This is a genomic window from Pseudonocardia aurantiaca (assembly GCF_039526725.1).
GTDB lineage: Bacteria > Actinomycetota > Actinomycetes > Mycobacteriales > Pseudonocardiaceae > Pseudonocardia > Pseudonocardia aurantiaca.
In genome coordinates this window covers 494472-508442 of record NZ_BAAAJG010000008.1, presented here as the reverse complement: position 1 = coordinate 508442, position 13971 = coordinate 494472, and the positions used below count along the sequence as shown (strand labels likewise).

10 protein-coding genes are annotated in these 13971 nt (G+C 73.3%); 4 read left to right on the top strand and 6 right to left on the bottom strand.

Annotated features, from left to right (window positions below; all coding sequences use genetic code 11):
- On the bottom strand, nucleotides 1–1110 hold the full coding sequence (gene tal, locus ABD143_RS12285; protein WP_343975930.1) for a transaldolase: 1110 nt from the start codon (nucleotides 1108–1110) through the stop codon (nucleotides 1–3).
- An 8-nt stretch (nucleotides 1111–1118) separates the two neighbouring features.
- Complete coding sequence (tkt, locus tag ABD143_RS12280) at nucleotides 1119–3206, bottom strand: transketolase (protein WP_343975928.1); 2088 nt, start codon at nucleotides 3204–3206, stop codon at nucleotides 1119–1121.
- 267 nt (nucleotides 3207–3473) lie between these two features.
- Between tkt and ABD143_RS12275 the strand changes: the two genes are divergently transcribed.
- On the top strand, nucleotides 3474–4400 hold the full coding sequence (locus ABD143_RS12275) for a heme o synthase (RefSeq protein ID WP_343977350.1): 927 nt from the start codon (nucleotides 3474–3476) through the stop codon (nucleotides 4398–4400).
- A gap of 188 nt (nucleotides 4401–4588) precedes the next feature.
- On the opposite strand, the gene fdhA is transcribed toward ABD143_RS12275, so the two are convergent.
- Nucleotides 4589–5809 (bottom strand): formaldehyde dehydrogenase, glutathione-independent, encoded by a 1221-nt coding sequence (gene fdhA / locus ABD143_RS12270; RefSeq protein WP_343975925.1) that lies wholly within the window; start codon nucleotides 5807–5809, stop codon nucleotides 4589–4591.
- Nucleotides 5810–5997: 188 nt separating this feature from the next.
- Complete coding sequence (locus ABD143_RS12265; RefSeq protein WP_343975922.1) at nucleotides 5998–8052, bottom strand: S9 family peptidase; 2055 nt, start codon at nucleotides 8050–8052, stop codon at nucleotides 5998–6000.
- Between the two features lie 104 nt (nucleotides 8053–8156).
- Between ABD143_RS12265 and ABD143_RS12260 the strand changes: the two genes are divergently transcribed.
- The 3 genes from ABD143_RS12260 to ABD143_RS12250 all read left to right on the top strand — a co-directional run bounded on the left by ABD143_RS12260 (nucleotide 8157) and on the right by ABD143_RS12250 (nucleotide 11844).
- Nucleotides 8157–9209 (top strand): iron ABC transporter substrate-binding protein, encoded by a 1053-nt coding sequence (locus tag ABD143_RS12260; RefSeq protein WP_343975919.1) that lies wholly within the window; start codon nucleotides 8157–8159, stop codon nucleotides 9207–9209.
- A 107-nt stretch (nucleotides 9210–9316) separates the two neighbouring features.
- Nucleotides 9317–10804 (top strand): ABC transporter permease, encoded by a 1488-nt coding sequence (locus ABD143_RS12255; protein ID WP_343975916.1) that lies wholly within the window; start codon nucleotides 9317–9319, stop codon nucleotides 10802–10804.
- Nucleotides 10801–11844, top strand: coding sequence for an ABC transporter ATP-binding protein (locus tag ABD143_RS12250; RefSeq protein WP_343975914.1), 1044 nt, complete (start codon nucleotides 10801–10803; stop codon nucleotides 11842–11844). The genes ABD143_RS12255 and ABD143_RS12250 overlap by 4 nt, the downstream gene beginning before the upstream one ends.
- A 19-nt stretch (nucleotides 11845–11863) precedes the next feature.
- Here the strand turns inward: ABD143_RS12250 and ABD143_RS12245 are convergent, their stop codons facing one another.
- Nucleotides 11864–12835, bottom strand: coding sequence for a quinone oxidoreductase family protein (locus tag ABD143_RS12245; RefSeq protein WP_343975912.1), 972 nt, complete (start codon nucleotides 12833–12835; stop codon nucleotides 11864–11866).
- 27 nt (nucleotides 12836–12862) lie between these two features.
- On the bottom strand, nucleotides 12863–13831 hold the full coding sequence (locus ABD143_RS12240; protein ID WP_343975910.1) for a COX15/CtaA family protein: 969 nt from the start codon (nucleotides 13829–13831) through the stop codon (nucleotides 12863–12865).
- Nucleotides 13832–13971: the final 140 nt, after the last annotated feature.

Genomic DNA, 13971 nt, shown 5'->3' with positions numbered 1-13971 from the left:
TCAGCCGGCGGCGCGGAGCTGGCCCGCGACGGTCTCGACCAGCTCGGCCCACGACTTCTCGAACTTGTCGACGCCCTCGTCCTCGAGCACCAGGAAGACGTCGGTGAGGTCGATGCCCACGCGCTCCAGGGCGTCGAACACCTCCTGCGCCTCCTTCGCCTGGCCGGTGACTCGGTCGCCGAGCACCTCGCCGTGGTCGGCGAATGCGAGCAGTGTCTTCTCCGGCATCGTGTTGACGGTGCCGGCGACGACCAGCTCGGTGACGTACATGGTGTCCGGGTACTCGGGGTTCTTCACGCCCGTGGACGCCCACAGCGGCCGCTGCGCCCTGGCGCCGTGGCCTGCGAGGGCCTCCCAGCGCTCGCCGGAGAACACCTCCTGGAACGCCGCGTAGGCCAGGCGCGAGTTCGCGATGCCCGCCTTGCCACGCAGGGCGAGGGCATCGTCCGTGCCGATCTTCTCCAGCCGCTTGTCGATCTCCGTGTCGACGCGGGAGACGAAGAAGCTCGCCACCGACGCGATGCCGGCGAGCGCGTGTCCGTTGGCCGCGGCCTGCTCCAGCCCGTCGAGGTAGGCGCCCATCACGGCGCGGTAGCGCTCGACGGAGAAGATCAGCGTGACGTTGACGCTCACACCCTCGGCGATCGCGCGGGTGATGGCCGGGAGCCCGGCCTCGGTGGCCGGGATCTTGACCAGCAGGTTCGGCCGGTCCACGGCCTTCCACAGGTCGAGGGCCTGCGCGACGGTGGCCTCGGTGTCGCGGGCGAGGCCGGGGTCGACCTCCAGCGACACGCGCCCGTCGACGCCGCCCGTGGCCTCCCATGTGCCGCTGAAGACGTCGCACGCCTCCTGCACGTCGGCCACGGTGATCTCGCGGATGGCGTCCTCGATCGTGGCACCGCGGGCGGCGAGCTGGCGCACCTGCTCGTCGTAGGCAGCGCCGTTGGCCAGCGCAGCCGCGAAGATCGTGGGGTTGGTGGTGACGCCGACGACCGACATCTCCGTGATCAGCTGCTGCAGGTTGCCGCTGCGCAGACGCTCCCGCGACAGGTCGTCGAGCCAGATCGAGACGCCCGCCGCCGCGAGTGCGGCGAGCCGGTCGTTGGGCATGTTTCCTCCTAGGACAGCTTGGCGAGACTGCGCTTCGCGGCGGCGACGACGTTCTCGGTGGTGAAGCCGAACTCGCGGAACAGGGTTTTGTAGTCGGCGCTGGCGCCGAAGTGCTCGATGGACACGTTCTCGCCCGCGTCGCCGGTGAACCGGTGCCACGGCTGGGCGACTCCCGCCTCGACGCTGACGCGCGCCCGCACGCTCGGGGGCAGCACGGAGTTGCGGTAGTCCTCGTCCTGGGCGTCGAACCACTCGACCGACGGCATCGAGACGACGCTGGTGGGGATGCCTTCGCCCTCCAGCACCTCGCGCGCCTCCACGGCGATCTGCAGCTCGGATCCGGTGGCGATGAGCAGCACCTGGGGCTGCCCGCCTGCGGCCTTCGCCAGCACGTAGCCGCCGCGCGCGACGCCTTCGGCCGACGTGCCTTCCAGCACCGGCAGGTTCTGCCGGGTCAGCGCGATGCCCTTCGGGCCCTCGGGGCGCTCCAGCGCGGCCTTCCAGGCGTGCGCGGTCTCGTTCGCGTCGCCGGGGCGGATGACCGTGAGGCCGGGGATGGCCCGCAGCGCGGCGAGGTGCTCGATGGGCTGGTGGGTCGGGCCGTCCTCGCCGAGGCCGATCGAGTCGTGCGTCCACACGTAGATGACGCTGCTCTGCATCAGCGCCGCCAAGCGGACGGCGGGGCGCATGTAGTCGGAGAAGATGAGGAATGTGCCGCCGTATGGGCGGGTGGGCCCGTGGAGGGCGATGCCGTTGAGGATCGCGCCCATCGCGTGCTCACGGACCCCGAAGTGCAGGGTGCGCCCGTACCACTGGGCGTCCCACATCTTGGTGGCGGTGGACGGCGGCCCGAACGAGTCGGCGCCCTCCATCGTGGTGTTGTTGCTCTCCGCGAGGTCGGCCGAGCCGCCCCACAGCTCCGGAAGCACGGGGGCGAGGGCCTTGAGCACCTCGCCGGAGGCCTTGCGGGTGGCGACGCCCTTGGGGTCGGGCTCCCAGCTCGGCAGCGCCTTCTCCCAGCCGACCGGAAGGTCGCGCCCGAGCAGCCGTGCCAGCAGCTCCTTGCGCTCGGGCTCGCGGCGGGCCCAGTCCTCGTAGGCCTTGGCCCACTCCTCGTGGGCCACCCGGCCGCGGTCGACCACCTTGCGAGCGTGTTCGAGAACCTCGGGTTCGACCTGGAAGCTCTTCTCCGGGTCGAAGCCAAGGATCTTCTTGACCTCGGCCACCTCGTCGGCACCCAGGGCCGAACCGTGGGCCTTGCCGGTGTTCATCTTGGTCGGCGCGGGGTAGCCGATGACGGTGCGCAGCACGATGAACGACGGGCGAGAGGTCTCGGCCTTCGCGTTCTCGAGGGCCTGCAGGATGCCGGTGACGTTCTCGCCGCCCTCGACGACCTGAACGTGCCAGCCGTAGGCCTCGTAGCGCTTCGCGGTGTCCTCGGACAGCGCGATCGTCGTGTCGTCCTCGATGGAGATCTTGTTGTCGTCGTAGACCACCGTGAGGTTGCCCAGCTGCTGGTGCCCGGCGATCGACGACGCCTCGGAGGTGACGCCCTCCTCGATGTCGCCGTCGGAGGCGACCACGTAGATGAAGTGGTCGAAGGGGCTCTGCCCGGGCGGGGCGTCGGGGTCGAAGAGGCCGCGCTCGCGGCGGGACGCGATCGCCATGCCGACGGCCGACGAGAGGCCCTGCCCCAGGGGCCCGGTGGTGATCTCGACACCCGGCGTGTGGCGGTGCTCGGGGTGGCCGGGAGTGCGGGAGCCCCAGGTGCGCAGCGCCTCGAGGTCCTCGAGCTCGAGCCCGTAGCCGGAGAGGAACAGCTGGATGTACAGCGTCAGGCTGGAGTGGCCCGCCGACAGCACGAAGCGGTCGCGGCCGATCCAGTCGGCGTCGGTGGGGTCGTGCCGCATCACGCGCTGGAACAGGGTGTACGCCAGCGGCGCGAGGCTCATCGCCGTGCCGGGGTGGCCGTTGCCTACCTTCTGCACGGCGTCGGCGGCCAGCACCCGCACCGTGTCCACCGCCCGCTCGTCCAGATCGGACCAGTCCTCCGGCACGTCGGTTCGGGTCAGGGTCTCGATGTCGATGTCGGCCACAGATCTTCCCTACGTTGCGGGTGGGGGCCGCGGGCGTTGCGCCCCGGCGCGTCCGGCTCTGGCCCCAGCCTAGTCGGCCCGGCCGGGTGCGTCCGGTCTCCGCCCGGGCATTCGCACCCGTCTACCCGGGAGCGTGGCGCGGCATGCCCCGGGCTATCATCGACAAGCCGTAGAACTCGGGGCCGAACTCCTGTTCGTCCGGGTCCACCACCACGCGGAGAGAGGTCGCCGGTGAGCTTGCCCGTGTCCCAGCAGGGGGCCGCTGAGCTGCCTCCCGCTCCGGGCGGTCTCCGCGCGGTTCTGCACCGGGCGCGCGGCACCGTGCAGGCCTATCTCGGGCTGACCAAGACGCGGATCATCGAGCAGCTGCTCGTGGTCACCGTGCCCGCCATGTTCCTCGCCGAGCGCGGGGTGCCGTCGGTGTTCCTGATCGCGGCCACGCTGCTCGGTGGCGCGATGGCCGCGGCCAGCGCCCACGCCCTCAACTGCGTGGTGGACGCCGACATCGACGCGGTCATGAAGCGCACCGCCAGGCGCCCGCTCGCCAGGGGGCAAGTACCCACGCGCAACGCGCTGATCTTCGGGCTGGTGCTGGGGGCGCTCTCGGCGGTCTGGTTGGGGCTCACCACCAACTGGCTCGCTGCCGGGCTCTCGGTGGCCGCCATCGCCTTCTACGTCCTCGTGTACACCCTGCTGCTCAAGCGCCGCACGTCGCAGAACATCGTGTGGGGCGGCGCGGCCGGCTGCATGCCGGTGGTGATCGGCTGGGCCGCGGTCACGGGCTCGGTGGAGTGGCCCGCGTTCGTGATGTTCGGTGTGATCTTCTTCTGGACGCCGCCGCACTTCTGGGCGCTCGCCATGCGCTATCGCGACGACTACGCGGCGGCCGGCGTGCCGATGCTCCCCGTGGTGGCCCCGCCCGCGCACGTGTCGCGGCGCATCCTCGTCTACTCCTGGGTGATGGCCGGCTGGTCGCTGCTGCTCGTGCCGGCCACCTCGTGGATCTACGCGGCCGTGGCCGCCCTCGGCGGGGCCTGGTTCGTGTTCCAGGCCCACCGGCTGCACCGCGGGGTGCTGGCTGGGGTCGAGACCAGGCCGATGCGGCTGTTCCACCTGTCGAACATGTACCTCTGCGGCCTCTTCGCCGCCATCGCGGTCGACGCGGCGATCGGCCTGCCGGTCCTGCTCCCCTGACTGCCCGCGGGGCGGAACGCGTGAAGGCGGCCGTGGCGGCCGCCGGTCGCCCTACCCGCGCCGGATCTCGTGGCGGCGGTGCGCTACGACCCCGTGGGCGGACCTGAGACGGACGCGGCCCCCATGACGGAACCGGCCACCGGTGGTACCGGTGGCCGGTTCCGTCATCGGAGCCGCGATCGGACTCGCTACGACGCCTGCGGGATCATCCCGTTCGGGTCCAGCACGTACTTGCGCGCCGCACCCTGGTCGAACTCCTGGTAGCCGCGCGGGGCGTCTTCCAGTGGGATCACGGTGGCGTTGACCGCGTCGGCGATGTGGGCCTTGTCGTGGAGGATGGCCATCATCAGCTGCCGGTTGTACTTGAGCACCGGGCACTGACCCGTGGTGAAGGAGTGGCTCTTCGCCCAGCCGAGTCCCAGCCGGACCTTGAGCGTGCCCGTCTTGGCGTCCGCGTCCGGCGCCCCCGGGTCACCGGTGACGTAGAGGCCGGGGATGCCGAGCTTGCCGCCCGCGCGCGTGATGGCCATGATCGAGTTGAGCACGGCGGCCGGAGCTTCGTCCGCGCCCTTCCCGTGCCCGCTGGCCTCGAAGCCCACGGCGTCGACGGCGGAGTCCACCTCGGGCGTCCCGAGAATCTGTGCGATCTGGTCCTCGATTGACGCGTCCAGCGTGATGTCCACCGTCTCGCAGCCGAACGAGCGTGCCTGCGCGAGCCGGTCGGGGATGCGGTCCCCGACGATGACCACGGCAGCGCCGAGCAGCTGCGACGAGTACGCCGCCGCGAGCCCGACGGGGCCGGCGCCTGCGACGTAGACGGTCGACCCGGTCGTCACGCCTGCGGTGTACGCGCCGTGGTACCCGGTGGGGAAGATGTCCGACAGCATCGTGAGATCGAGAACCTTCTCCAGTGCCTGCTCCCGGTCGGGGATCTTCAGCAGGTTGAAGTCGGCGAACGGAACCATCACGTACTGCGCCTGGCCGCCCTCCCAGCCGCCCATGTCGACGTAGCCGTAGGCCGATCCCGCCCGGGCCGGGTTGACGTTGAGGCAGACGCCGGTCTGGCCCTCCTTACAGTTGCGGCAGCGGCCACAGGCGATGTTGAACGGGACCGAGCAGATGTCGCCGATGTCGTGGAACTGGACATCCTCGCCCTTCTCGACGATCTCGCCCATGATCTCGTGGCCGAGCGTCTGGCCGGGCGGCGCCGTGGTGCGACCGCGGACCATGTGCTGGTCGGAACCGCAGATGTTCGTCGCGATGTTGCGCAGGATCACGCCGTGCACGGCCTTCTGGGTCATCCCCTTCGCCTTGGCGACGTCGGCCGGCACCTCGAGCTTCGGTGCGTCGTGGTCCTCGACCTCTACGACGCCGGGCTCCTTGTAGACGACGATCTTGTTGCCACCCATGCGCTCCTCCTCGTATCTCACGTTCCGGCGTACTCGCGTGCGGAGGTGGGCGCAAGGCCGGTCCTCTGGCCGAACGGGTGAGTTGTCGCCCTGATCTGCGACATCGCGGCCTGAGGCGCACGGCCCGGAGCCGGACGAGCGCGGTACGTGCCCGCGCCCTTGGCCAGCGGTGACTGCACTGGGCGGCGCTAGCGCAGCAGGTCGGGTGTCTCCCAGTCCTTGCCCAGCACGTGGTGGTCGAGGAACGCCGTGACCGTCTGGTACCAGACCACCGCGTTCTGGGGGGTGAGGATCCAGTGGTTCTCGTCGGGGTAGTAGAGGAACTTGTGCGGCAGCTCGGCGAGGTCGCCCTCGTGCCGGGACACGAGGTCCCACCACAGCCGCAGGGCCTCTCCGATCGGCACCCGGTAGTCCTTGTCGCCGTGGATCACCAGCATCGGCGTGCTGATCGCGTCGGCCGACGCGTGCGGGGTGTTCCGGGCGGCCATCTCCGCCGTCATCTCCCGCAGCCAGTAGAACGCGGCGTCGGTGGTGGGCCCGAACTGGTCGAGCGCCCACAGGCTCGCGTGCGTGACGATCGCGCGGAACCGGTCGGTGTGCCCGGCGATCCAGTTGGCCATGTACCCGCCGAACGAGCCGCCCATCGCCGCGGTGCGGTCGGCGTCGATGTCCGGGCGGGCGACGGCGGCATCGGTGACCGCCATGAGGTCGGTGAACGGGGCGTCACCCCACTCGCCCCAGCCACGCGCGACGAAGTCGAGCCCGTAGCCGGTGGACAGGGCCGGGTCGGGCAGCAGCACCGCGTACCCGCGGGCGGCCAGGAGCCACGGGTTCCACCGCCACTGCCAGGCGTTCCAGCTGCCCAGGGGGCCGCCGTGCACCCACAGCAGCAGCGGGGCGGGGGAGTTCTCGGACGTGCCCTCCGGCAGCACGAGCCACGCGCGCAGCGGTGAGCCGTCGACGGCGGTCGCGTGCACCTCGGTGAGCCTGCCCGGCAGGGCGGGCGGGTCGGCCGGACCACGCAGCAGCACGGGCTGCTGGCCCGCAGCGGTGGCGTCGAGCCGTACGGGTGCGGGCGGGGCGTCGACTGCGCTGCGCAGCGCGTAGACGTGCGCGCCGTCCGGGCTCACCACCACATCGCTGTACGCCCCGTCGTCGCCGGTCAGGCGAGTGACCGTGGCCTCGGTGGGGCCGTCGGCGAGATCGATGCGGAAGACCGGGCATCGGCCCTCGTCGTCGGCGGTGACGATGAGCGCCGACCCGTCCGGGGTCCAGCGGGCCCCGTTGGGCCAGCGGTCCCACCCCGGGGCAACCACGCTGGGCTCGCCGCCGGTGATCGGAACCACGACGAGCCGCGAGTCCGGCGGGGTGGTCGGGGAGGTGCGCAGCTCCTGCCAGAACGCCACCTGCGTGCCGTCCGGGCTGATGACCGGGCCGCCGAACTCGAGGTCCGGGTCGTCGGCGAGCACCGTGCGCTCCCCGCTCTCGACGTCGATGGCCACCAGCGTCGCGCGGCTGGAGCCGCCGGGCTCGGACACCCGCCAGCCGGTCACGACCGTGCGCCCGTCCGGGGTGATGTCGTAGCCCGCCTCGACGAGCGCGCCGCCCGGCGCCGGGGTGAGGTCGCGCCACTCGACGGTCCCGTCCGCCACCCCGTCCGCCGGCACGTCGCCGACGACCAGCCGGGGCTCGTCAGGTCCGAGGTCGTGGTCCCAGAACCGCACCGGGTAGCCGCTGTGCAGGATCCCGCTGACCTTCTTCTCCCGCCGCGCCTTGCGCCGGGCCTCGTCGTCCGCGGCCGTGACGGCGCCCGGGAGCGTCATCGACATGGCGAGGACGCCTCGGGCGCTGCGCGCGGTGACGGGGCCTGCGACGCCGCCCGGCCGCGACCCCACGACGTGCGCCTCGCCGCCCGCCGGGAGCCGCCAGAGCGCGGCGGGATCGCCCGGCTGCTGCTCGGAGCGGTCGGGGTCGGGGCGCGCTGAGGTGAACAGGAGGTCCCCGTCCGCGGTGAAGGCGGGGGAGGACTCGCCGGTCGCACCGCGGGTGAGCCGCCGGGCAGGCCGCTCGCCGCTCGGGTCGACATCCCAGAGCGCGGGGCGCAGCCGGGTGCGTTCCGGGTTCAGCGTCGCCGCCGTCGTGACGAGGCGGGTGCCGTCAGGGGAGAGCGCGAGCCCGGCGACGCGGGGCAGCGCGACGTAGTCCTGCAGGTCGTGGAAATCGGTGTTCGGGGTCTCCGTCACCTCAGTTGTCTAGCACGCGCCCATCACCGGACTCGTGATGTCTATCGCTCTTGAGAAACTCTTTACGAAGGATAGGCTCAGCTCTTACTCACTGAGGAGGCCCTATGACCGGACGACGCGCCACGACGAGAGCCCGCTGGGCCGGACTGGTGACAGCCGTGTCGGCGCTGGTGCTCGCGGGCTGCGGAGGCGCGCCCGCGCCCCAGCAGCCCGCGGCGGAGCCCGGCCCGGTGACCATCTACTCCGGCCGCAGCGAGGAGCTCGTCGGCCCACTGCTCGCACAGCTGGAGACGGCGCTGGGCACTGACGTCGAGGTGCGCTACGGCAGCACCGGCGAGATGTCGGCGCAGCTGCTGGAGGAGGGCCCGAACTCCCCGGCCGACGTCTTCTTCGGGCAGGACGCCGGCGCGCTGGGCGCGTTGAGCTCGGCGGGGCTGCTCGCGCCGCTCCCGGCCGATGTCGTCGCCCCGCTCCCAGAGCGCTACCGGGCGGCCGACGCCACGTGGGTGGCGACCTCCGCCCGCGCCCGCGTCGTCGCCTACAACCCCGGACTCGTGCCGGAGGCCGACCTGCCCAGCGGCGTCGACGACCTGCTCGCGCCCCGCTGGAAGGGCCGGCTCGGGTACGCGCCGTCCAACGCGTCGTGGCTGTCATTCGTCACGGGCCTGCGCCTGGTGCGGGGCGAGGACGGGGCGCGGCAGTGGCTCACGGCGTTCGCCGCTCAGCAGCCCCAGCGCTTCGACGGCAACGGCCCGATCCTCGACGCCGTGGCCGCCGGCACCGTCGACGCCGGGCTCGTCAACCACTACTACCTCTACGAGAAGACCGCCGAGGTCGACCCGGCCACCTACTCCGTGCGCAACCACTACGTGCCGAACGACCCGCTCGGGCTGGTCAACGTGGCCGGTGCGGGGGTCGTCGCGGCGAGTGACAACCAGCAGACCGCGCAGCGTGCCGTCGCGTTCCTGCTCTCGCCGCAGGCGCAGCAGTACCTCGTGGACCAGACCGGCGAGTACCCGGTGGTCGACGGGATCGCGCCGACCCGCGCCTACGAGCTCGTCTCGCTGGGCTCGCTGGCCCCGCCGGACGTCGACCTGGCCGACCTCGCCTCGCTCGAGCAGACCGAGGCGATGCTGCAGCAGGTCGGGCTGCTCTGAGCGTCCCTTCGATCGCCACGGCCCGGCGCCCCCGCGCGGCGCGCCACCGCCGGGGGGCGCCGGCGTTCCTGGTCGCCTGGGCGGTTCCCGCGGCCGTCGTCGCACTCGTGCCGCTGGTGTACCTCGTGGTCCGCGCCCTGGACTCGGGCTTTCCGGCGTTCTTCACCGTGCTCACGCGGCCCCGGACCGCCGAGCTGCTGGCCCGCAGCGCGGGGCTCGCCGCCGCGGTGACGGCCGCGTGCGTCGTCGTCGGCGTGCTGGCGGCGTGGCTGGTCGTGCGTACGAACCTGCCGGGCAGGCGGCCGGCAGCGGTGCTCCTGGCGCTGCCGCTGGCCGTCCCGTCCTACGTCGCCGGCTTCACCTGGATCTCGGAGGCGCCGGCGACGGCGGGGTTCTGGGGAGCGTTCGGCGTGCTCGCGTCGGTGAGCTACCCGTACGTGATGCTGCCCGTGGCAGCGGCGCTGCGGGCGGCCGACGGCGGCCTTGAGGAGGTGGCCCGCTCGCTGGGGTACGGCCGCGCGCGGGTGTTCGCCGGGGTGACCCTGCGCCAGGTGTGGCCCGCGGCGACCGCGGGGGGACTCCTCGTGGCGCTGTACGTGCTCAGCGACTTCGGGGCGGTGTCCCTGATGCGGTACGACACGTTCACGCTGGGCATCTACACGAGCTACCGCGGCACGTTCAACCGGACGCCTGCCGCCGTGCTCGGGTGCGTGCTCGTGGCGCTCGCCGCCCTCGTGACGTGGGTCGAGGCGCGGGCGCGGGGACGGGCGGCCCGGCGCGTCGGGCGTGGGGTGGGGCGGGCGCCCGCGGTCGTGCGGCTGGGCTGGACGCGCCCGTTCTGGGCGGCGGGCACGCTCGCGGTACTCGCTGTGTCGCTGGGCGTTCCGGCCTACAGCCTCACGCACTGGATGGTCGTGGGCTCCTCGCTCGGCGTCGATCTCCCCGACCTCGCCGCGGCCGCCGCCGTGACCCTGCAGGTAGCCGGGCTCGGCGCGGTCGTGACCACCCTGCTCGCGGTGCCGGTCGGCGTGCTCGCCGCCCGCCACCGCGGGTGGGGGACCGCCGCGTTGGAGAACGCGGCGTACGCGGGGCACGCGCTGCCGGGCATCACGGTGGGGCTGGCCCTGGTGTTCCTCGGGGCGCGGCTGCTGCCCGGGCTGTACCAGCAGGTCCCCCTGCTCCTCGCGGGGTACGCCGTGCTCTTCCTCCCGCTCGCCGTGGGCGCCGTGCGCACCGCGGTGGCCGCCGCCCCGCCGGAGCTGGAGGAGGTGTCCCGGTCGCTGGGCCGCGGCCGGGCCGCGACAACGGCAGCCGTCACGCTGCCGCTCGCCGCGCCGGGCCTCGCCGCGGGTGCCGCGCTCGTCTTCCTGACGATCGCGAAGGAGCTCCCCGTCACCCTGATGCTCCGGCCCACCGGCGTCGACACCCTCGCCGTGCGGCTGTGGAGCCACACCGGCGCCGGGCAGTTCGCTGCGGCGGCGCCCTACGCGATCGCGCTCGTGATCCTCGCGGCCGTGCCCGCGCTGGTGCTCAACCGCGTGCTGCGTGGATCCACGACATTGCGATCCGCAGACAATTCCGGAGGTGGTCCGTGACGTCCTCATCCGCGCTGCGCGTCCGGGGGGTCGTGGCCGGATACCCAGGCCATCCCGTCCTCCATGACGTCCACCTGGACGTGCCGGTGGGCTCGCTGCTCGCCGTGCTCGGCGGGTCCGGCTCGGGCAAGACCACCTTCCTGCGCACGATCGCGGGCTTCCACCCGGTCGAGGCGGGCACCGTCGAGCTCGCGGGCAGGCTCGTGGCGGGCGATGGCGTGGACGTCCCGGCAGAGCGCCGCCGCGTCGGGCTGGTGCCGCAGGACGGGGCGCTGTTCGGGCACCTCACGGTGGCGGGCAACGTCGCGTTCGGGCTCGACCGGGCCGCTCGAAGAGGGCCGCGGGTCGGCGAGGTCCTGGAGCTGGTGGGCCTCGCCGGGTTCGAGCGGCGGATGCCGGCCGAGCTGTCCGGGGGGCAGCAGCAGCGGGTCGCGCTGGCGCGGGCGCTCGCGCCCCGCCCGGCCCTCGTGCTCCTCGACGAGCCGTTCACCGCGCTCGATGCGGGCCTGCGCGCCGAGGTCCGCGAGCAGGTGCGGGCCGCCCTGCGCGCCGCGGGGGCGAGTGCGGTGCTCGTGACGCACGACCAGCAGGAGGCCCTCGGCTGCGCCGACCTCGTGGCTGTGCTCCGGGACGGCCGCGTGGTGCAGTCCGGCCCGCCGCGCACGCTCTACGACGAACCCGTGGACGTGGGCGTGGGCACGTTCCTCGGCGAGGCAGTCGTGCTCCCGGCGACGGCACGCGCCGGGTGCGCGGCCACCGTGCTCGGCCGGTTCCCGGTGAGCGGGGCGGACGGGCCGGGTCACGTCCTGCTGCGGCCGGAGCAGCTGCGGATCGGCCCGCCCGGCGACGCGCCTTCCGGGCCCGTCGCCACCGTGGCGGAGGTGGTCTTCCACGGCCACGACACCACCGTGCTGCTCGCCCTCGACGGCGCGCGCGACGGCATGCTCGTGCGCTGCCGCACCGCCGACCGGAACACGCACGGGGTGGGGGAGCGCGTCGGTGTGGCGGTGCGGGGGGACGCCCGCTTCTACCCGGCCTGAGCTCCCGGCCCGGCGGCGCTCAGGGCAGCAGGAGCAGCTTTCCCGTGGTGCGGCGGGACTGGAGGTCCTCGTGCGCCGCGCGCGCGTCGGCGAGCGGGTAGCGCCCGCCGATCCGGACGTCGAGCGTGCCCGCGGCGACCTCGCCGTAGACGGCCGCGGCCCGGGCTGCCAGCTCGGCCGGGGTGACGATGTGGTCGAAGAGCTTCGGCCGCGTGAGGAACACCGAGCCCGCGGCGTTGAGCCGCTGCGGGTCCACCGGCGGCACCGGCCCGCTCGACGCGCCGAAGAGCACGAGCAACCCGCGGCGGCGCAACGCGGCGAGGCTCGCGTCGAACGTCGTGCGGCCCACGCTGTCGTACGCCACGGCCACACCGGCGCCGCCGGTCAGCTCCCGCACCGCGGCCGCCAGGTCGGACACCTCCGTGTAGCGGATGACCTCGGCGGCACCGGCGGCCCGTGCCAGCTTCTCCTTCTCGGCCGTCGACACGGTGGCGATCACCCGCGCGCCCTTCGCCGCCGCGAGCTGGGTGAGCAGCAGGCCGACCCCGCCTGCGGCGGCGTGCACGAGGATCTCCTCCCCAGGCCGCAGCGCGTGGGTGTCGTTGACCAGGAAGTGGGCGGTCATGCCCTGCAACAGCGCGCCCACCGCGGCCTCGTCCGACACCCCGTCCGGCACGGGCACGGCCTTCTCGGCAGGCACCGCGGCGCGTTCGGCGCAGCTGCCCAGTGACTCGGCCCACGCCACCCGATCACCCACGCTGTAGCCGGTGACGCCCTCGCCGACGGCCCGCACCCGGCCGACGCCCTCGAGCCCTGGGACGTAGGGCATCTGCATGGAGTAGGTGCCGTCGCGCTGGTAGGTGTCGATGTAGTTGACGCCCGCCGCGGCGACGTCGACGACGAGTTGCCCGGGCCCCGGTTCCGGGTCGGGGAGTTCAACGGGGGTCAGGACGTCGGGGCCACCGGGCTCGGAGATCTGGATTGCACGCACAGCCAGATTTTGCCCTCGCGTACCCGATCACGCCCGTTCGGCCAGCGCGGGCTCCGGCGCCGGGGCGGCCGCGGGCACCGCGAGGTGCGGGCGCTCCGTGAGACCTGCCCACAGCGCGGCGGCGGCGACGGTGGCCAGCCCCGCGCCCAGCACGTGCAGCGACACGAGCACCTCCGGCACGCCGAGCGCGTACTGCACGCCGCCGAGCGCGCCTTGGGCCAGCACGACCGCGACGAGCACCAGGTAGCGCCGCCACACGCCCGCCGGCGCGGCGACGGCGCGCAACATGAAACCCAGCCCGACCAGGAGGCCGAGGTAGGCGAAGAGGATGTCGGCGTGCAGCTGCGCCACCGACGCCATGTTGACGTCCAGGCGCGGGGTGGCGGCGTCGCCCGCGTGCGGTCCGCTGGCCGTGACGAACGTGCCGGCCACGAGCAGCGCGGCGAGCACCGCCGTGCTCGTGGCCACGAGCCCCCGGACCGGGCCGCCCACGAGCCGCCGCGGTGGGGCGTCGCCGTCGCCGGCTGCCGCCACGAGCTGCATCGCGAGCCAGACCAGCACCATCGAGACGGCGAAGTGCACCGCGACGCTCCACCAAACGAGCCCGAGCCGGACCACCATCCCGCCGATCACGGCCTGCGCGACCACCCCGAGCGGCTGCACCAGCGCGAGGGCCGTCAGCCGCCTGCGGCGGGGACGGGTGGTGAGCGCGGCGACCAGGCACGCGCCCGCGGCGAGCACCACGACGAACGTGAGCATCCGGTTGCTGAACTCGATCCACTGCGTGATCGGCTCGACCTCGGGGTGCGGGGTGGGTACGAGGCTCCCCGGGAAGCACTCCGGCCAGGTGGGGCAACCGAGACCGGAACCGGTGACCCGCACGACGGAACCGGTGACCGCGATCCCGCCCTGCGCGACGACGGCCGCGATGGCGAGCGCCCGCATCAGCGACGGCGGCGCGGCGGGCAGGCGGTGCAGGAACGCGGGTTGAGCCACCTGGCCATGGTAGGGACCTGGCTCGACCCCGCTTCCGTCACCCGGACGGACGATGACAAGGAGGGCGGACAGCGACGAAGGGGGGCTGACAGCGCGTCCCGATCCTCCTACCGTCCCTCAGATACGGGCCGTGCCACGAA